A 19325-nucleotide genomic window follows, 5' to 3' on the forward strand; every position below is an offset into this window, starting at 1 on the left:
CGTGTGACGTTTCGGCGCGAAGGCAACGGGCGCTTTGACCTCACCGGCTGATTAAGCTACCGAGCACGTGTCATGAATGCAAAGAAAAATTCCGATCCGATCCCGCCGGACTATTCGTCCGTACAGTGGGTTGCCGCCTCCCTGGACAGCCAGCATCCGGCCGACACGGCCGACGAGCTGGAAAACCTGTCCCTGGCCGAGCAGCTCGAGTACATCCGGGAGATGGACGTGGAGGACGCCTCCGAGTCCATAACGGAGATGGAACGCCACGAGCGAAACCTGCTCATGAGCCGCCTCTCGCCGTCCTTCGCCGCGGCCATCCTGGAGGCCATGTCCCCGGACGACGCCGCGGACATCCTCGAAGACCTCGACGACGACGTCCGGGTCCGCATCTTCAAGAAGCTCGAGCGCGAGGACGCCGAGGAAATCTCCGACCTGCTGCAGTTCGACCCGGACTCGGCCGGCGGCGTCATGAACACGGAGATCCTGGCCCTGGACCAGTCCATGAACGCCCAGCAGGCCATCAACCTCATCCGCGAGCGCGTCGAGGAGACGGAGATCCCCTATTACGCCTACATCGTGGACGAGTACCGCCACCTCAAGGGCGTGGTCTCCCTGCGCGACCTGCTGCTGAGCCCCGGCCGCACCCTACTCAAGGACCTCCTCGGCGACCAGAACCTCATCTACGTTCCCTTCGACACGGACAAGGAGGAGGTGGCCCGCCTCATCAGCCGCTACAATTTCCTGGCCCTGCCCGTCGTCGACCACGAACAGCGCCTGCTGGGCATGGTCACCGTCGACGACGTCATCGACATCATCCAGGACGAGGCCAGCGAGGACATGCAGTCCATGGTCGGCGCCGGTCGGGACGAAACCGTGGACTCGCCCTGGACCTACTCCCTGCGCATGCGCCTGCCCTGGCTGGTCATGAACGTCCTCAACTCGGCCATTTCGGCCTTCGTCGTGCACCTCTTCGAAGGGACCATCGCCCAGATGGCCATCCTGGCCGCGCTCATGCCCATCGTGGCCAACCAGGCCGGCAATACGGGCCAGCAGGCCCTCGCCGTCATGATCCGGCAACTGGCCATGGAACGGTTCAACCGCAGGAAGAGCTGGGTGGCCGTGCTGCGCGAGGCCAAGATCGGCACGGCCAACGGCCTCATCGTCGGCATGCTCGTTTTCGCCGGCCTGTACGTCTGGACCCGTAACCTCGGGCTGGCTTCGGTCATGGCCGTGGCCCTGGGCCTGGACATGCTTATCGGCGCCGTGGCCGGCGCCTCCATCCCCCTCGTGCTCAAGGAGATCGGCCGCGACCCGGCCCAGGCCTCGAGCATCTTCCTGACCACCCTGACCGACAGCCTCGGCTTCTTCACCTTCCTGGGCCTGGCGGCCCTGTTCCTGTTCTGAATTTGCGACAGCGTTGAGGACGCGGGGCGCCGTCCCGCACCCCGCAAGGGGCGCGCCCCTTGACCCGCGTGTTGACGGGTTGAGGTTTTCCGCGTGTTCGCGTTAGGTGCTGTTCCGGCCGGGCCCGTCGACTGTCCGGCCGATGATTGCAACAGGGAAAAGATGGAGAAGGTGAAGTGTAGCCGTCTACATGATCTTTCGTAAGGCGGCGAAGCACCGCCGTCCGGATCGGGATCGAAGGCGCGGTGAAAGCGTCGAGAATTGTGGCAAGGCGCGAGGCGCTTTTCGAGGGTGAAGTGTAGCCGTCTACATGATCCTTCGTAAGGCGGCGAAGCACCGCCGTCCGTATCGGGATCGAAGGCGCGGTGAAAGCGTCGAGAATTGATTGTGGCAAGGCGCGAGGCGCTTTTCGAGGGTGAAGTGTATCCGTCTACATGATCCTTCGTAAGGCGGCGAAGCACCGCCGTCCGGATCGGGATCGAAGGCGCGGTGAAAGCGTCGAGAATTGATTGTGGCAAGGCGCGAGGCGCTTTTCGAGGGTGAAGTGTAGCCGTCTACATGAGCCCTCGAAAAGCGGTGAAGCAACGCAGTCCACAATCAATTCTCGGCGCTTTCACTCTTCGGGCTCGACGGCGTCCATGAGATCGATGGTGAGACGCAGGAAGTCCGCCTCGGTGATGATGCCGCACAGCGTGGCGTCGCAGACCACGGGCAGGCAGCCGTATTTCTCCTCCAGCAGGAGCCTGGCCGCCTCCTTGAGGGACAGGTCGGGGCTGACCGTGACCACGTCGGTCTGCATGATCTCCGTAATGGGGATGCCGGCCTCGATCTCGTCCTGGGTCTCGCGGTCGATGCCCGCCAGTTCGGAGATGGTCGCGGCCAGGATGTCGCGGTGGGTCAGCAGGCCCGCGAAGTGACCGTCGGCGTCGACGATGGGGATGTGCCGGATGCGGGCCAGGCTCATGAGGTCCTTGGCCGCGCTCAGGCTGTCGTGCTGGTTGAGGGTGAAGACGTCCTTGGTCATGATATTTTTCACCTGGAACATGGCGTACTCCTTTTTTCTCATTCTTCGCCGATTCGTACGGCTGGCGCAAGAAAAAGGTTTGCAGCGGGGTTCCATGGGCCTTGCGGGGACGTGCGAGTTGACTTGGTGGGTGAAATCTGGTTTGCATCGAGCGTTTAGGCAATGATTTCCAATGAATCGAAGCGCCCGGGGGGATGAGGGAACTTGAAGGGTCTAGTTCGCAATCGCGAGAGGATGGTGCGGGAGCAGATCGAGGCTCGCGGGATCACGGACGAACGCGTGCTTTCGGTCATGCGTCAGGTCCCCAGGCACCTCTTCGTCGACGAGGCCCTGCAGGTCCAGGCCTACGGTGATCATCCCGTCCCCATCGGTTTGGGCCAGACCCTGTCGCAGCCCTACATCGTGGCCCTCATGACCACGCTCCTGGTGGTCCGTCCGCAGATGCGCATCCTCGAGATCGGCACCGGCTCTGGATACCAGGCGGCCATCCTGGCGGCCATGGGCGCCGAGGTCTTCACCGTGGAGCGCATCAAGCAGCTTTACATGACGTCCCGCACCAGGCTCCTGGACATGCGGTACTTCAACGTCCGGGTCAAACTGGACGACGGCACCATGGGCTGGCCGGAGCTCGGCCCCTTCGACCGCATCATCGTCACGGCGGGAGGGCCCGAAGTCCCTCAGCCCCTCCTGGACCAGTTGACGGATCCGGGCATCATGGTCATCCCCGTGGGGCGGGCCAAGCGGGAACAGCGCCTGCTGCGCATCTTCAAGAAAGAGGGGCGCATTCATCAGGAGGACCACGGCTCTGTGGCCTTCGTGGATCTCGTCGGCTCACACGGTTGGAAAGTCTGAAGCGGCCCCGCCCCGGAAGCCGCTTTTTTATCGAGAACGAAAAGCCCTTTCCGGACCCGCGCGGCGGGACGGCGGGCGAAGATACACCCGGAGGGAACATGTCTTCCAAGTCTTCCTGCTCGAGCTGTTCGAGCAAGCAGAATCTGGGCACCATCCAGGACAGCCCCGAGTCCAAGATGGAGCGCCAGGACAAGGTCATCGCCAGCACCCTGTCCAAGATCAAATACAAGCTCTTCGTCATGAGCGGCAAGGGCGGCGTGGGCAAGAGCTCCGTGTCGACCAACCTGGCCGCCGGCCTGGCCCTGCGCGGCTACAAGGTGGGGCTCCTGGACGTCGACATCCATGGCCCAAGCGTCCCGCACCTGCTGGGCCTCAAGGGCCTGCTGGACATCGACCCCGAGAAGGGCATCCAGCCCAAGCGCTACAGCGAGAACCTGTCCGTGGTGTCCATGGAGTCGCTGCTCAAGGATCCGGACCAGGCCGTGTTATGGAAGGGTCCCATGAAGACCTCGGCCATCCGCCAGTTCGTGTCCGACGTGGATTGGGGCGAGCTCGACTTCCTGGTCATCGACTCGCCTCCGGGCACCGGCGACGAGCCCATGGCGGTGCTGAAGACCGTGCCCGACGCCCTGAGCATCGTCATCACCACGCCCCAAGAAATTTCTTTGGCAGACGTGCGAAAATCGATTAATTTCCTGCAGTACGTGAAGGCGAACATTCTCGGCGTGGTCGAGAACATGAGCGGGCTCATCTGTCCGCACTGTTCCCAGCAGATCGACCTGTTCAAGAAGGGCGGGGGAGAGGAGCTGGCCAAGAAGTACTCGCTGGAGTTCCTGGGCGCCATTCCCCTCGATCCGGCCACGGTGGTCGCCGGCGACCTGGGCAAGCCCGTGGTCATGCTCGATGTGGACTGCCCGGCCAAGCTGGCGCTGCTGGCCCTGGCCGACCGCGTCGTCGAGGCCGCGCGCAACAGCCTGGAGGCGGTTTCGAGCAGCCACGTCTGAAGGTGAGGTGACGGTGGGCGTATGAAACGTGTCGTGGCGGTTTCCCTTTTCCTCGTGGGGGTGCTCCTCTGGCCCGGCGCTGACGCGCGGGCCAAGGGCATCTACTACATGGTCAAGGAAGACGGGTCCCTGTGCATTACGGACATCCCGACGTCAAAACGTTACAAGCCCTACAAGTTTCAGAAGTCCATCAACTACATCCGCAGGGCCCTGGTCGGCTTCAAGCGCGACAAGCGCACCGTGCAGGAGGTGGACGCCATCGTTTCGGGCCTGTGCCGCAAGCACGGGGTGGACAAGAAACTTGTCATGGCCGTCATCGACGTGGAGTCCGGGTTCGACGCCGGAGCCGTGTCCACGGCCGGGGCCCAGGGCATGATGCAGATCATGCCCGAAACGGGCCGTGACCTCGACCTCGACAACCCCTTCGACCCGAAGGAGAACATCGACGCCGGCATCCGGTACCTGAAGTATTTGCTCGATACGTTCCCCGACAGGAGGCTGGCCGTGGCCGCCTACAATGCGGGACCCAACGCGGTGAAGAAATACGGGGGGATTCCTCCGTATGCCGAAACACAAAACTATGTTCAAAAAGTCTGGGCGCGGCTCCAGCATTACGAATAAACAGCGATGATGAACCTACCCAATGCCCTTACCCTGTTTCGCGTCCTGGCGGTGCCATTCATCGTCGCCCTGCTGTATTTTCCCGGCCCCACGACCTGCGCTCTGGCCATGCTGCTTTTCCTCGTGGCCATCCTGACGGACCTGGCCGACGGCTTCCTGGCCCGCAAATACAATCAGGTCACCAATTTCGGGAAATTCCTCGACCCCCTGGCCGACAAGATCCTCATCGCCTCGGTCCTGGTCATGCTCGTCGAGCTGAACTGGGTTCCGGCCTGGATGGCCATCATCATCATCGTGCGCGAGATCCTCGTCACGGGCCTGCGGGCCATCGCCGCGGACAAGGGGCATGTCATCGCCGCGGACAAGTACGGCAAGCTCAAGACCATCATGCAGAGCGTCGCCCTGGTTCCCCTGATCTATCACTATCCGATGTTCGGCATTAACGTCGCGTGGCTCGGCTCGGGGCTGCTTTTTGTGGCTCTTCTGCTGACCGTCTATTCCGGCTGGAACTATCTGTACGGCTTTTACCGGATTTGGGGCGACTGAAGTTTTGCGTTCCGTTTTGTGGATTTTTCCTGTACAAGCCTATTCGATCGGACAGTTTTGAAGGCTGCGGATACGTCACATTCACTTTTCCGGAATGCCGCATTTCGTGATCAACTCCTGGTGATGGGGGTATAAATGGCTCAAATCGATGCTTTTTTCAAGATGATGCATGAACTGGGGGCCTCGGATCTCCATCTTTCCTCCGGCTCGCAGCCCATCATCCGCCTGCATGGAGAAATGCAGCGCATCAAATACAAGTTTCTGGAGCATGAAGAACTCAAGAAGATGCTCTACGAAATCACCCCCGAGAACAAGATCAAGACCTTCGAAGAGTCCGGCGACGTGGACTTCTCCTACGAGGTGCCGCACCTGGCCCGTTACCGCGCCAACTTCTTCATGCAGAAGCGTGGCATCGGCGCGGTCTTCCGCGAGATCCCGCAGAAGATCCTGTCCCTGGACGAACTGGGCCTGCCCTCGGTTCTCAAGAACCTGGCCCTGCTGCCCAAGGGCCTGGTCCTGGTCACAGGCCCCACGGGCTCGGGCAAGTCCACGACTCTGGCGGCCCTGGTGGATTACGTGAACAAGATCCGCAAGGACCATATCCTGACCATCGAGGACCCCATCGAGTTCGTGCACGAGCCCCAGAACTGCCTCATCAACCAGCGCGAGGTCGGGCGCGACACCATGAGCTTCAGCGCGGCCCTGCGCGGCGCCCTGCGCGAGGACCCGGACATCATCCTGGTCGGCGAAATGCGCGATCTCGAAACCATCCAGCTGGCCCTTGAAGCGGCCGAGACTGGCCACCTCGTCTTCGCCACCCTGCACACCATATCGGCCTCCAAGACCATCGACCGCATCATCGAAGTCTTCCCCGGCGACCTGCAGGGGCAGATCCGTTCGGGTCTGGCCGACTCCCTACGGGCCATCATCGCCCAGAACCTGTTCAAGCGCATCGACCAGCCCGGCCGCGTGGCCGGCATCGAGATCCTCATCGCCACGCCGGCCGTGCGCAACCTCATCCGCGAGAACAAGATCTTCCAGATCAATTCCGTCATCGAGACCGGCCGCAAGTTCGGCATGCAGAGCATCGACGACGCCATCATGAAGCTCCTGACGGCCGGCATGATCGACCCCGAACAGGCCTACAACAAGGCCGCCACCAAGTCCAAGTTCCGCGAGTTCCTGGTCACGCCGCCCCAGGACTTCACCGAGGTGTAACATGCAACGAGCGCATCTTGACCACATCCTGCATCAGGTCCTGGACTTCTCGCCCGACACCTCCGACATCATCTTCACGGTCAACAAGCCGGTGCAGGCCGAGGTCCACGGCGAGCTCGTGGACGCGAAAATCACGCCCAATCCGGGGCCGCTGCTGCCGTTCCAGGTCGAGGCCGTGGCCATGTGCCTCATGGGCCGCAACCTGCGCCTCTACGAGGATCAGCTCTCCCGTGGCTCCTGCGACCTGTCCTATGAACTGCCCGGCCGCTGCCGCTTCCGTGTCAACGTGCTGGGGCAGAAAGGGTCCCTGGCCATCGTCATGCGCAAGCTGACCTCCGTGGTCCCGACCATCAAGGAGCTGGCCCTGCCCGACGTCTTCTACCAGATGTCCAAGGAGAAATTCGGCCTGATTCTGGTCACGGGCGCCACGGGCACCGGCAAGACCACGTCCCTGGCCGCCCTCATCGACAACATCAACCTGATGTACCGCAAGCACATCGTCACCCTCGAAGACCCCATCGAGTACGTGCACGAGCACAAGCTGGGCACCGTCAACCAGCGCGAGCTTGGGCTTGATTTCGACACCTTCGCCTCGGGCCTGCGAGCGGCCCTGCGCCAGGCGCCCAAGGTCATCCTGGTCGGTGAAATCCGCGACCGCGAGACCATCACCATCGCCCTGGAGGCCGCCGAGACGGGTCACCTGGTGCTCGGCACCCTGCATACCTCGGACACGGGCCAGACCATCAACCGCATCATCGGCATGTTCGAGCTGGCCGAGGAGCGCCTCATCCGCTCACGCCTCATGGAGAGTCTCAAGTACGTCGTGTCCCAACGCCTCCTGCCGCGCATCGGCGGTGGCCGTGTGCCGGCCTTCGAGATTCTCAAGTCCAACCTGCGGGTCAAGGAGTGCATCTTGAACGGCGAGAGCGAGGATAAGACTTTCTACGGCATCGTCGAGTCTGGCGACGCCTACGGCATGGTCACCTTCGACAAGTACCTGGCCAAACTTTTTTACGAGAATGTCATCACCGAGGACTCGGCCATGACCTACGCCTCGGACAAGTCGCGGCTGGCGCAAATGGTCGACAAGATCAAGACGGCGCGAGGCGAGAAGGTCACGGACATCGAGGGCCTGGAACTCGACCACGAATACGAACGCAAGACGTCCCTTTTCTAGGGGGTGGGAACCATGGAGATCAGCTGCACATCCTGCAATTCGACGTTCGTCATTCCCGACGACCGCATCCCCGAGACACGGAAGTTCAAGCTCAACTGCCCCAAGTGTCGCGAGCCCATCCTCGTGGACCAGGACGCCCTGGACGAGAAGGTCGTCGCTCCGGAGCACTTTCCCCACGACGCCGTGGTGGCCTTCATGTTCGTCAAGAACCACGACCTGGCTGGGCGTATCGCCCAGTTTCTCAAGGGACGCGGCATCTTCGTCTCCGAGGCCAGGTATGTCCATGAAGCCGTGGACAAGGTCCGCATCAACTACTACAATATGCTGATTCTCGAAGAGTCCGAGGAGAGCAGGTCCATCCTGGCCATCGTCAGGAAATGGAACGGCATCAGGCGGCGGGAGGTCAACATCGTCCTCGTCGAGGCCAAATGCCAGAGCATGCATCCCAACGAGGCCTTCCTGCGCGGCGTGAATACGGTCATCGGCGCGGTCGACGGCGAGCGGATTGAAAACTTCCTCGATCTGGCCTTGGGCGAATACGACAATTACATCGAACCATGGACCGAAGCGGGCAGGAAGCTTCGCCAGAAAGGGTAGTGCATGATCCGGGACAAGAGCAAAATATTCCTTTTCGCCCTGTGCTTGGTCAACATCTTCATGGTGTTCAAGATTTTCGACGCCGAGAGCGGCATCCAGGCCTACAAGGACCTGCGCCTCAAGATCGAGGGCGTGCAGGCATCCCTTGACGACATCGACGCCAAGAACCGCCAGCTGAGCTCCGAGATCCGGGTGCTCAAGCGTGACGAGAAGTATGTGCAGCGCCTCATCAAGCGGGAGCTGTGCTATGTCGCCGACAACGAAATCATGTACATCGTGAAATGAATATGAACGATACCCTCGCCCTTTTCGACGAGCTCCTCGAGCACGACTCCGGGTCCAAGATTTTTTTTCCCCTGGCCCGCCTGTACCGCAAGCAGGGGCATACGCGCAGGGCCATCGAGATCGTGCAGAGGGGCGTCGAGAACCACCCCGATTACCTCGAAGCCCAGCTGTATCTCATCGATCTCCTGAGCGAGGAAGGGGAGGATGGCGCCGCCGCAGGCAGGGCCCAGACCATCCTCGCCAAGCTGCTGGCCTACGAGAAGTTCTGGCTGCGGCTGCGCGAGCATTACCTCAAGTCGGGGCAGGCGGACTTGGCCATGGCCGCGTTCGTCCTTGAGCGCAACTCCCACGGCGAAAGCGTGGATCTGGCCAAGCTGCTGACCTGCGGCATAGGGCACTACTCCGAGGACCTGGCCGCCAGCGACGTTCCGGTGGAGCCCGAGCGGGACCTCGACGCCGAGGAAGTCGCCCAGTTCTGCATCAATTCAGGCATCAAGACCAAGACCATGGCCAAGCTCCTCTCGGCCCAGGGCGAGTACGAGCAGGCCATCAAGATCTACGACGACCTGCTGGAGGCCGCGGTCACGGACGCGGAGCGCGAAGAGCTGCGGGGCCTGCGCGACAAGGCCTACGCGGAGCTCGGCAGCGCCCCGGACCCCGAGGCGGAGAAGCACAACAAGCTCTACTTTGTACTCAACTCCCTGGCGGACAGGCTGGAGCAGAAGTTCGGCCCCGACTCCGCCGGAAACGCATGAGCAGGTTGCCCCTTGATTCTTTTCCGGCCGGGCTATAGGTCCTCTCTGGGCCCTGTCATGGCCTGCGATCATCGGCCGTGTCCGTTCAATCCCAATCGATTTCGAGAGGATACATGAAAAAACAGCTTTTTCTTTGCGGTCTTCTGTTCCTTGTGGCCTGCACCCCGGTGAAGACAACGAGGGAATATTACGAAGACTACGTCAATCCCAAAGCAAGCATCGATTACGAGAACACGGTCACGACGGATCTGCCGGCCGAGTTTCTGGACGATTACTACGCCATCGACAGCAAGATAGTGCGTCTGGTCGACCAGATCGAGCTCATGGATTTTCAGCTCGACGCCGCCTGGATCGGGCAGCAGAAGGCTGCGCAGCCCTGGATCAGGCATATGGCCGTCCTGGACGGCGAACAGCTCTTCCTGGCCGGCGACGACACCCTCGGGTTCGATCCGCAGCTGCGCGAAAGCCTCGTTGAGCTTGGCAAGGAGCCGAAGCGGCACCTCATCCAAAGCGCCGACCGGGTCATCCTCGTGCACGTGGGCTCCATCGGCAACGACAGCCTGCGCACGACCCTGGTCGAGATCGACATGGATCTTCTGACCGCCGAAATCCGCGACCGCAAGACCTCGCTCTTCACCGGCGACAAGGTCTTCGGCCAGGCCGCGGGCGTGTCCGCCGAAGCCCTGCTGCCCATCACCAAATCCACCAGCTACTCGGGCAGCCGCGACGCTGGGGATGTCGACGTCTACTGGGTTCGGAGCATGGCCTCCGACAATCTCATCTACATCTATCCCAACTGAGGCATAGCTATGCGCCAGGTAACGGTTGTCGAGCACCTGCTGCTCAGCCAGAAGGAGAGGCCCATGGCCTCGGGCCGGTTCACCCGGCTCCTCACGGAACTCATCCTGTCGGCCAAGATCATCGGCCGCGAGGTATCAAAGGCCGGCCTGCTCGACGTTCTCGGGGCCACGGGTGAAGTCAACGTCCAGGGCGAGATCGTGCAGAAGCTCGACGACTTCTCCAACCAGGTCATCATCCGCCGCATGGAGCGGGCCGGGGTGCTCTGCGCCATGGTCTCCGAGGAGAACGCCGATTTCATCGAGATCCCCCGGCAGTTCCCCGTGGGCGACTACATCCTCATCTTCGACCCCCTCGACGGCTCGGCGAACATCGACGCCAACGTCAGCATCGGCACCATCTTCAGCATCTACCGCCGCACGTCCTACACCCAGCAGGCCGTAACCCTGGACGAGATTCTGCAGAAGGGCGCCATGCAGGTGGCTGCGGGCTACATCATCTACGGTTCCTCGACCATGATGGTCTACACGGCCGGCAACGGCGTGCACGGCTTCACCCTGGACCCGAGCGTGGGCGAGTTCCTGCTGTCCCACCCGAACATCCAGATCCCGGAGCAGGGGCGCATCTACTCTGTCAACGAGGGCTACTGGTCCTACTGGGACGAACCCACGCGGCGCATCGTCAACCATTTCAAGTCCGACGAGAACGCATTGGGCCGCCCCTACAGCCTACGCTACATCGGCTCCCTGGTCTCGGATTTCCACCGCAACCTGATCTACGGCGGCATCTTCATGTACCCGGCCGACCACCGCGACCCGCGCAAGCCCAAAGGCAAGCTCAGGCTCATGTGCGAGGCCAACCCCATGGCCATGATCGTCGAACAGGCCGGTGGCCTGGCCGTTGACGGCACGCGGCGCATCCTCGACCTCGAGCCCGAGGAACTGCACCAGCGTGTGCCGCTTTTCGTGGGGTCGAAGAAGGATGTCGAGGTCGTGCTCCAATACTACCGCGAAGCGGGGGGCGAGCGGCCATAATCCATTCTGGACTGCGTTGCTGCGGCGATTTTGAAGGACTCATGTAGACGGCTACACTTCGCCCTTCAAAATCGCCTTGCGCCTTGCCAGAATGAATTCTGGCCGCTCGCCCGTGTGCGACCGCGTTGCGCGTCGCGGACTCCGTGCGGGATGATGACACGTCATCGCGAACGAAGCGCGGCCTGGTCGGGCAACGCGCGAGATCCATCTTCAAATTTTTTCTTCATGTAACGTATTGAGGCATTTCCGGTTTGTCCGTCATTTCCACCCCATGTGCATCCGGCCCCGTCTGTTTGGGCATCGAGACGTCCTGCGACGAGACCTCCGTGGCCTTGTGGGCCGGCGGTAGGATCGAGGCGGAGCTGGTGCATACCCAGATTCCCATGCACTCCGTGTTCGGGGGCGTGGTGCCGGAGCTGGCCTCGCGGGAGCACCTGCGGCTGCTGGACCCTCTGGTCGAGTCGCTCTTGGCCCAGGCCGGGAGACCGGGGGGGGAGGGCGTCGAACTGGTGGCCGTGACCCGCGGCCCCGGCCTGCTGGGCGCGCTGCTGGTCGGCATCGCCTACGCCAAGTCCTTCGCCTTGGCCCGCGGCGTGCCGGTCGTCGGCGTCAACCACCTGCACGCCCATCTCCTGGCCTGCGAGTTTACGGGGGCCATCGATTATCCGGCCCTGGGGCTGCTGGTCTCTGGCGGGCACACGCACATCTACTCCATGCCGCGGCCGGGCGCCTTCGAGCTCATGGGGCGCACCCTGGACGACGCCGCAGGAGAGGCCTTCGACAAGATCGCCAAGCTGCTCAACCTTCCCTATCCGGGCGGCAAGTACATCGACGAACTGGCCCGGCTTGGCACGCCCGTGCGGGGGCTTTTCACCCGTCCGTATCTGAACAACGACAACTGCGACTTCAGCTTCAGCGGCCTGAAGACGGCCGTGGCGCTGCACGTCGAGCAGCACGCGCTGCCGGCCCTGGATTACGCCACTTTCGACCCGGCCGTCGTCGAACCGCGGGTCAAGGACCTCTGCGCCACGGTCAGCGAGACCGTCGCCCAGACCCTGCTGGAAAAGACGCGCCGGGGCCTGGGACGCGCGGACGGTGTGCGCACCTTGTGCCTGGCCGGCGGAGTGGCCGCCAATTCCCGCCTGCGGGAGGTCTTCACCGCCTTTGCCGAGGCCAACGGGCTCAAATTTCTGGCCCCTGCGCAAAAGTATTGTGGTGATAATGCTGCTATGATAGCGTACGCAGGTGTTCAGCTGGCCCGGGCGGGGCTGGCGAGCGCGCTGGATTTCGAGGCCATCCCCCGAGGGCGGGCTGTGCCTGACGATTATATCGTAAACCCTTTGTTCAAGGAGTGAATAATGGCTGCTCAAGTGAACGATGCCGGATTCGACGCTGAAGTTTTGAAATCTGATCTCCCGGTGCTGGTGGATTTTTGGGCGCCGTGGTGCGGTCCGTGCAGGGCCATCGCTCCTGTCATCGACGAACTGACCCAGGAGTTCGAGGGCAAGGTCGCCATCATGAAGATGAATGTCGACGAGAATCCCGCCACGCCGAGCAAGTTCGGCATCCGTGCCATTCCCACGCTGATCCTTTTCAAGAACGGCGAGGTGGTCGAGCAGGTCACCGGGGCCGTGTCCAAGGCCAGCCTGAAACAGATGCTCAATGACAAGGCCCTCTAGTTCCGGAGTGTCCTGAATGTCGTAAACCGAGGGTGGCTGCGCGGATACGCTGCCGCCCTCGTTCTTTGCCGAGTCCCGTCGCGTGTTCGCGGCCGGCGCATCCTTCACCATTAGCCAGGTTTTCGCCATGCGCACCAAACTGCTTCTTTTTTCCCTGGTCCTTCTTCTGAACGGCTGCGGGGCCATCGACTACTATTTCCTGACTCCTCCCGAGGACACGGCCCAAGAGCTTTTCGAGAACGCCCGCGTGTCCATGCAGGACAAGGACTACGCGCAGGCCATCGACTCCCTGGTCAAGCTGAACGACCGCTACCCGTTTAGCCCCTACGCCATGGACGCCCGGCTTATGCTCGGCGACGCCTACTCCCTGGACCGGCAATATCTTGAGGCCGTGGACGTCTACGAGGAGTTTTTGTCCATGCACCCGCGGCATGAGCAGATCGACTACGTCCTTTTTCAGATCGGCGTGAACAAGTTCAACTCCCACAAGTCCATCGACCTGCCCCAGACCCAGCTGTCCGAGGCCATCGAGTCCTTCAAGCGGGTGGTGGACGGGTATCCCAAGAGCGCCTACCGCGAACCGTCCCAGGAATACATCGAGAAGTGCCGCCGGCTCATCGCCGAGCACGAACTCTACGTGGCGGACTTCTACTTCAAGACCGAGCAGTACGGAGCCGCCTGGGCCCGCTACAAGTACGTCCTCGACAACTTCCCCGATCTGACGGACATCGCCCAGACCGCCGAAACCCGCGCCAAGGCGGCCTGGTTCTACGCCCAGGAGCAGGAGAACGACACCAAACGGCATCCGAGCAAGATCAAGCCGTATTTCGACTGGCTCTAGGCGAAGACGCCAGCAACTTCCGACGCTGCGGCGATTTTGAAAGGCGAATGCACCCCGGCGCATAAGTTTTTCCGAATCGCCGCAGCGTGTTCATTTCATCCAAGCGGCATTGCATTCCTGCCATGGCCGCGCCCGCCTGCACCCTCGTGTCGTAACCTCGCTTCTTTTCTCTAAATTTCAGATTGATACGTCCGAGTCTTCACCTCTCGTCCCGCGTTTTTATCATAGGCGCCGCGTGGCGGATTTTGGCTGCTGAATTGCAAAGATCATCCAAAGATCGGCGTCATTGGCGGCATGGTTACTGATCGCCATTGCACATTTCGTGCTTCAGTACCGCGACGAATTTTTATGGAATTCCGATATGATTCGGACGGGAGGTAGCGTATGCACGAGAAGAGGAGATACCCACGCAGTGCAGCTTTGTTACCATGTGCTGTAGAAAAGATATTTCATAATGACAAGAAAGTTCAATCGAAGGTCATCAACCAAAGTCAACAAGGTTTGAGGATTGAGTCAGACTATAAATTTCTTCCTGGTGATGCTTTAAAAATTGTTGTTTATGATGATAGCTTCGATATCGATGCGGCAAAGCAAGACTATTGTATCGGTATGGTTCGTTGGTGCGCTCTTCAGGATGGCTGTTGCGGTGGTATGTATGGCATTGGTGTCGAGCTGGCGGTTCGCAGCAAGAACGCATACTGGTCTATCAGTGGCTGATGCGCAATTGAGAAGCGGCGGATCGACTATGCCGCGAAACGGGGTGCCGGCCGCAATCCAGGCGTCAGGTCCCGGTGTGAGGCTGCCCCGATGCGATCCGTCAGTTCAGAATAACCGGAAACTGTAAGATTTTTCGACACGCATTCTGGGACATCTTACAGTATTGTTTTGAGTCTGAAGCGGGTTTGCCATGGGGGAAAGCGTGACCAGTCAGAGCGATCCCTTCGCGAGCTGTCACGAGGCGGACATCGCGATGCAAGCCGAATCGCAATGCCTTGCCGGGCGTCTGCGCTTCAGGCTAAGGGTGTTTTGCCGTGTTCCTTCGTGTTCCCGGACTGTCTCCATATGTCCGGGAAGATCGTGACAGGAGGGATTCCCGACGGAACTTCCACCGCATCCACCTCTGATCGCCGGGGAAGATCGTGCTCGAATTCGCGTTGGTCATCGTCGCCCTTGCCGCCAGCCAGGCCATGCAGCTCGTGGATGATCTCCTGAGCCAAGCCGGCGTTGTGTCCGTGGCCCACGGAATGCTGCTCGGATATGGGCAGATTTTCGTGAGCAGGGCTATTCTTGCGTGGGGCGGCAGCTCGCTGGGCTGGACAGCCGTTGTGCTCGTGGGAGTGGGAGCCATGGGGGTCTCCCTCTACAGGATGCACAACACCGGCACACGTTGGGTGTTTGCCTTCAATTTCGGCTTGTTCTGCGGCATAATCTATGGAGGGGTTTCGCTCGTCTGATGGCGTTGCGCAACGAGTCCTTCGTTTGCCCCGGCTTTTCCTACCAGAGCCTCCATTCCTCCCGTTCCAGTACATAGACCGCGAGTGCCAGGTTGGTCACTGCATGGGCCAGCACGCACTGTGCGATGCTTTTTGTCCTGTAGAGTAGCCAGGAATAGGCCATGCCCGCCATGATGCCGGCGACGATGAAATGGTGGGCCAGGCCGAAGAGCCCGGCGCAGGCCAGGAAGGAGGTCCAGGTGAACGTGCCGACCGGAATTTTCGAGAAATCCGGGGTGATGATGTAGCGAAGCAGGAAGGAGCGCCAGAACAGCTCCTCCATGATCGGCACCACGACGACGGCCCCCGCGATCCTGGCCGCGATCATGGACAGCCTCGTGCCGTCGTCGGGGAAGGTTGTCGGGTCGAATCCAGTCGGCTGCCCCAGCGCCTGCGGAGCCCAGTCCATGTTGATCCAGAGTGCGAAGACCGCGAGCCCCAGGCCGATACTGCCCAAAGTTTGCGCGGGTCTGCCCAGTTCGGTCCAGTCCAGTTCCGTGTACGCCCGGCGCAACAGAAGTAGCGCGAGCAGCGCGGACATGGGGCGCAAGGGGTAGAGAAGAAAGAAGTCGGCGGCGTTGATGTCGATCCAGCCCCGTCCGTTCAGAAAATGCAGTCCCTCGTCGAGACCGATGAAGGCCATGAACAACGCGAAGGGCAGAATGCGGGGCCAGGCTTTTTCGTTCATAGCCTTGGCCGCATGTAAGAAACGTGCCAGAGCGTTTCGGAATTCAGGTCGGGAGAGGAGTCGGAGCGGATTAACTTGTGAACCATTGCTATCAGATGTCGGGAATTCTTACATTTCATGTGTCATATCGTGTGTTTTTTAGTTATAAAATCATGCGCTTGCGTTCGGCACTGTTATTGCTTCTCCTCTGTCAAACTCGTAACGAACGAATATCAACGGAGGGACAATCCATGCGAACCATGCTGAAGAGGATTTTAGGGGCGGCATGTCTGATCCTGCTGGCGGCGCCGTCGTGGGCGGCCATCTATCTGCCCGAGCCCGTATTGCCCTTCGCCATGCAGTACGACCAGTTCTATTCGTATTCGACAGCCGTGCTGCAGGAACTCTACGGGAATAGCAACTCCGACTATTATGTCAGCAAGCAGTACGCGGACCTGTACAAGTACAATGCCGGTTCCGGAACGCTGGATCTGGTCTTGTGGTCCGGTCCGTATCGCGACAACCCAGACGTCGACGGTACCGACTTCAAGGACTCGGTCTCGGAACTCGATCTGCGGTCCACTACGGGCCAGGCCGTAACCCAGACTGCGACTTGGTCCTCGTCGGTCAGCAACCTGCTTGCGTATCTGCTCCAGAACTACCAGACCTCCATCCCGGTGGTCATCTATGACCTGAACCAGGACATGAAGGCCGGCGAGGGAACCGAGTACGTGAGTGGCATCGTCACTATCCGCGAGGCTAACGGCGATGTGGTCAGGTCCTGGTCTTTCGACAATTCGAACAACGGTGTCTACAACCAGATGGATCTGGTCACCGTCCCGGAAACCATCACCTTCCCGATTTCAGCGACCAAGAATGCGACCGTGAACAGCAACATCGGCGGCGGATTCGCAGACTTCCTGCTCTATGCGCCCGATCTGGACCTGGCGCTCTACAACGCCACCGGGCGCACCATCTCCTTCACGCCGTACTTTACGAACCTCAATAACGGACCGGAAGAAATCTATCTTTCCGGTGCGTTCCAGCGCAACATCGTACCTGAGCCTTCGACCCTGATCCTGCTGGGGCTTGGCATGTCGGCCCTGGCTTTCATGGGACGCAGGTTGCGCAGGTAGACGCTCAAGCGCGCCGTTTACAGGGAGGGTCCGAAACAACCACCGTTTCGGACCCTTCATTTTTGGGGTTTGGGGGCTGTTAACTTTTCCGACACCCTGCAGAATTCGGAAGCCTCCGGCCCGGGAGAACGTCGCGGGCTTTATTTCATGGCATGAGAAAGGTGTCGACGCCCTTGCGCAGGGTGCGGTGGCGTATCCCTGGGCCATAGCCGGTGCGGAACAGCATGACCGGGCCCTGACGGTTGAAATTCACGCCTGTGAAGAGCGCCTGCAACTCGTCCCACACCGCCTCGAGCATTGACCTGTGGGCGCCGGCAAAGGCGTCCGCCCCTTCCCACAGCCAGCGTAGCCAGAACAGCGTAACGGCCGTCATGGGCTGCATCTGCAGGCCGTGATGGTCCAGCGCCAGCCAGATCCGCTGCAGCGCCTGCCCGCCAAGCAGAAAGTCGCGCTCTTCGAGACCATCGACGACAACCAGCCCCGCAGCCCCGCTGGCGAGGATGCCGCGGCCCGAGTGCAGGGCTGCCAGCCGTCCGAGGCGCAGGGCATTGGCGATGCGCATGGCCTGCCACGGCCTGGTCAGGCGCAGGAAGACGTCACCGGCCCGGCCGGCCTCCAGGTTCGGCAAAGGCAGGCCGTCCCGCGTCCGCTGTGCGTCGTAGGCGCTGAAGCGGACCATGGAGACGAAATGTTCGTGCAGCCCCCTGTGCTCCGTGCGGATTCTGTCCGCCAGGTAGACCACCCTGGCCAGTCTGCGCAGCTGGCTGCGCGTCGTCAGCAGGTGCAAGTCCGCACCGGGCATGTCAGTCAGGCGAGCCTTGAGATCGTCCTGCAGCCAGGCCGGCAAGGGCCGTCGCGAGTACGGACGGCGGTTGGTGCAGCGCGTCCATATGCAGCGCGCCAGGGGTGAGGGGCCGGGGGCGCCGGGTTCAAATCGCGCCTCGGCCATGAGATTCTCCTGCGTGGCGTCCGGCCGTATCGTCACGGCCGCGCGCAACCCAGCGGACGCGGCTGCCAGGGAAATGTTCTCCAGCGCAGCCCCGCAGGCGATGACCGATGCGGTCTGGCGGATGTTGAAGAATGACCTGTCCGCGTCGGAATCCATGAAGACCTGGATGGCGTTGTCTGTCCGCCGAAAGCGCCATGGCTGGACGTTGTCGCCCGAGGGGGCGCGCACGGCGGCTCGGAGCAGGTAGTCCGCCATCTCGCGGGACGGGACGGCGGATGGCGTGCCGACCGCGGCCGGCATTGGCGGTACTTCCGGCCGGGCCTTGGCCGCGGCGGCGAGGAGCACGTTGCGCACGTACCAGATCTTGAGGCGCTGCAGGGGCGAACGGTTGCCCCAAGGCAGCCTGCCCTGGCGCAGCGTGCGGAGATACGGGTCGACCTGCAGGAAAGAGGGCGCAGGCTTCAGGCCCGGCCTGCCCAGGATGACACGTACGGCCTCGGTCGCGGCGAGGGCGGCGCAAAGCTGGCAGGCGATGCTCAAGGACGGCCCCTTTCCGCCGCGCAGATCCACGCGGGAGAGGTCCATGTAGCCGATCTGCGTCGGCCTGGGCGCAAGGCCCATGGCAAAATGCAGGTACTTCTCCTCCATGGACAGGCTGTCGCGTACGTCGAAGTACTCATCGAAGGACATGCCGTCCGCGGTGAAGACCAGCAACGCGGAGCTGAAGCCCAGGGGGCCGGCGGTGATGACCGGGATGCCCATGGAGCGGGCCATATTGAAAAGCGTGCGCCGGATTTCGAACTGGAAAAAATCGAGGCCGTCGAGGACCGCGTCGACTCCGCTCAGGAATCTGGCCATGTTATCCATGGTCAGGCCGTCGGAGAACGGGTCGATGGACAGGAAGGGGTTGATGGCCAGAGCCTCGCCGATCATGACCTCGAGCTTGGGGCGGCCGAAGGCCGGCACCTTGGCCCCGGCCTGCCGGTTCACGTTGGCCGCCTCGAAGACGTCGAAGTCCGCCAGGTTGAAATTTCCAATGCCAGTGCGCACGAGGTTGAGCAGATGGACGCCGCCGACCCCGCCCATGCCGGGGATGGCCACCCTGGCCCCGGCCAGGCGTTCCTGTTCGCCGGGCGAGAGCAGGCCTATGTTGCGGGAAAATGCGACGTCATGGTAGGCGGCGGGGTCAGGGTAGCCCCGGGCGCTCAGATGATCCAGATGCTCGTTTCGCTTCACGGTCGG

21 protein-coding genes are annotated in these 19325 nt (G+C 61.6%); 18 read left to right on the forward strand and 3 right to left on the reverse strand.

All coding sequences use genetic code 11. The features are described 5' to 3' along the window. The first annotated feature begins 72 nt into the window (after nt 1-72). The gene (gene mgtE / locus ACYQ3G_RS10085; RefSeq protein WP_459825504.1) at nt 73-1407 is read left to right on the forward strand and encodes a magnesium transporter; all 1335 of its coding nucleotides are present in this window, start codon (nt 73-75) and stop codon (nt 1405-1407) included. A gap of 613 nt (nt 1408-2020) precedes the next feature. Here mgtE and ACYQ3G_RS10090 read toward each other — a convergent pair. After that, on the reverse strand, nt 2021-2452 hold the full coding sequence (locus tag ACYQ3G_RS10090) for a CBS domain-containing protein (protein ID WP_028577223.1): 432 nt from the start codon (nt 2450-2452) through the stop codon (nt 2021-2023). Nucleotides 2453-2665: 213 nt separating this feature from the next. Here ACYQ3G_RS10090 and ACYQ3G_RS10095 point away from each other — a divergent pair, with 213 nt between their 5' ends. The 16 genes from ACYQ3G_RS10095 (at nt 2666) to ACYQ3G_RS10170 (ending at nt 15292) form a co-directional block, all read left to right on the forward strand. Continuing rightward, nucleotides 2666-3283 carry a protein-L-isoaspartate(D-aspartate) O-methyltransferase gene (locus ACYQ3G_RS10095; protein ID WP_459828314.1) on the forward strand — a complete coding sequence of 206 codons (618 nt, stop codon included), beginning with the start codon at nt 2666-2668 and terminating at the stop codon, nt 3281-3283. Between the two features lie 98 nt (nt 3284-3381). Next, nucleotides 3382-4287, forward strand: a complete 906-nt coding sequence (locus ACYQ3G_RS10100; protein ID WP_028577221.1) for an Mrp/NBP35 family ATP-binding protein — start codon at nt 3382-3384, stop codon at nt 4285-4287. Nucleotides 4288-4308: 21 nt separating this feature from the next. After that, nucleotides 4309-4908, forward strand: coding sequence for a lytic transglycosylase domain-containing protein (locus ACYQ3G_RS10105; protein WP_459825507.1), 600 nt, complete (start codon nt 4309-4311; stop codon nt 4906-4908). Between the two features lie 6 nt (nt 4909-4914). Beyond that, a complete protein-coding gene (pgsA, locus tag ACYQ3G_RS10110) occupies nt 4915-5454 on the forward strand; it encodes a CDP-diacylglycerol--glycerol-3-phosphate 3-phosphatidyltransferase (RefSeq protein ID WP_459825509.1) in 540 nt (179 codons plus the stop codon). Between the two features lie 135 nt (nt 5455-5589). Continuing rightward, a complete protein-coding gene (locus ACYQ3G_RS10115; protein WP_028577218.1) occupies nt 5590-6672 on the forward strand; it encodes a type IV pilus twitching motility protein PilT in 1083 nt (360 codons plus the stop codon). Between the two features lies 1 nt (nt 6673). Continuing rightward, nucleotides 6674-7849 carry a type IV pilus twitching motility protein PilT gene (locus tag ACYQ3G_RS10120; RefSeq protein ID WP_459825511.1) on the forward strand — a complete coding sequence of 392 codons (1176 nt, stop codon included), beginning with the start codon at nt 6674-6676 and terminating at the stop codon, nt 7847-7849. Nucleotides 7850-7861: 12 nt separating this feature from the next. After that, entirely contained in the window at nt 7862-8446 is a 585-nt protein-coding gene (locus ACYQ3G_RS10125) for a zinc-ribbon domain-containing protein (protein WP_459825513.1), read from the forward strand. Between the two features lie 3 nt (nt 8447-8449). Further along, the gene (locus ACYQ3G_RS10130) at nt 8450-8731 is read left to right on the forward strand and encodes an FtsB family cell division protein (protein ID WP_051307045.1); all 282 of its coding nucleotides are present in this window, start codon (nt 8450-8452) and stop codon (nt 8729-8731) included. 2 nt (nt 8732-8733) lie between these two features. Continuing rightward, on the forward strand, nt 8734-9486 hold the full coding sequence (locus ACYQ3G_RS10135) for a tetratricopeptide repeat protein (protein ID WP_459825516.1): 753 nt from the start codon (nt 8734-8736) through the stop codon (nt 9484-9486). A 113-nt stretch (nt 9487-9599) separates the two neighbouring features. Next, a complete protein-coding gene (locus ACYQ3G_RS10140; protein ID WP_459825518.1) occupies nt 9600-10286 on the forward strand; it encodes a hypothetical protein in 687 nt (228 codons plus the stop codon). Nucleotides 10287-10295: 9 nt separating this feature from the next. After that, nucleotides 10296-11318: a class 1 fructose-bisphosphatase gene (fbp, locus tag ACYQ3G_RS10145; RefSeq protein ID WP_459825520.1), complete on the forward strand. Its 1023-nt coding sequence runs from the start codon at nt 10296-10298 to the stop codon at nt 11316-11318. Nucleotides 11319-11611: 293 nt separating this feature from the next. Next, the gene (gene tsaD / locus ACYQ3G_RS10150) at nt 11612-12673 is read left to right on the forward strand and encodes a tRNA (adenosine(37)-N6)-threonylcarbamoyltransferase complex transferase subunit TsaD (protein ID WP_459825522.1); all 1062 of its coding nucleotides are present in this window, start codon (nt 11612-11614) and stop codon (nt 12671-12673) included. Nucleotides 12674-12676: 3 nt separating this feature from the next. Continuing rightward, the gene (gene trxA / locus ACYQ3G_RS10155) at nt 12677-12997 is read left to right on the forward strand and encodes a thioredoxin (RefSeq protein WP_028577211.1); all 321 of its coding nucleotides are present in this window, start codon (nt 12677-12679) and stop codon (nt 12995-12997) included. A gap of 127 nt (nt 12998-13124) precedes the next feature. Continuing rightward, nucleotides 13125-13838 (forward strand): outer membrane protein assembly factor BamD, encoded by a 714-nt coding sequence (bamD, locus tag ACYQ3G_RS10160; RefSeq protein WP_459825525.1) that lies wholly within the window; start codon nt 13125-13127, stop codon nt 13836-13838. Nucleotides 13839-14222: 384 nt separating this feature from the next. Further along, nucleotides 14223-14555, forward strand: a complete 333-nt coding sequence (locus ACYQ3G_RS10165; RefSeq protein WP_459825527.1) for a PilZ domain-containing protein — start codon at nt 14223-14225, stop codon at nt 14553-14555. A gap of 422 nt (nt 14556-14977) precedes the next feature. Beyond that, entirely contained in the window at nt 14978-15292 is a 315-nt protein-coding gene (locus tag ACYQ3G_RS10170; protein ID WP_459825529.1) for a hypothetical protein, read from the forward strand. Between the two features lie 40 nt (nt 15293-15332). On the opposite strand, the gene ACYQ3G_RS10175 is transcribed toward ACYQ3G_RS10170, so the two are convergent. Further along, entirely contained in the window at nt 15333-16019 is a 687-nt protein-coding gene (locus tag ACYQ3G_RS10175; protein ID WP_459825531.1) for a CAAX prenyl protease-related protein, read from the reverse strand. A gap of 230 nt (nt 16020-16249) precedes the next feature. Here ACYQ3G_RS10175 and ACYQ3G_RS10180 point away from each other — a divergent pair, with 230 nt between their 5' ends. After that, a complete protein-coding gene (locus ACYQ3G_RS10180) occupies nt 16250-17134 on the forward strand; it encodes a PEP-CTERM sorting domain-containing protein (protein ID WP_459825533.1) in 885 nt (294 codons plus the stop codon). 145 nt (nt 17135-17279) lie between these two features. Here ACYQ3G_RS10180 and ACYQ3G_RS10185 read toward each other — a convergent pair whose 3' ends face one another. Next, the gene (locus ACYQ3G_RS10185) at nt 17280-19319 is read right to left on the reverse strand and encodes a ThiF family adenylyltransferase (RefSeq protein WP_459825535.1); all 2040 of its coding nucleotides are present in this window, start codon (nt 19317-19319) and stop codon (nt 17280-17282) included. Between the last annotated feature and the right edge of the window lie 6 nt (nt 19320-19325).

Source organism: Desulfomicrobium salsuginis (genome assembly GCF_054657795.1).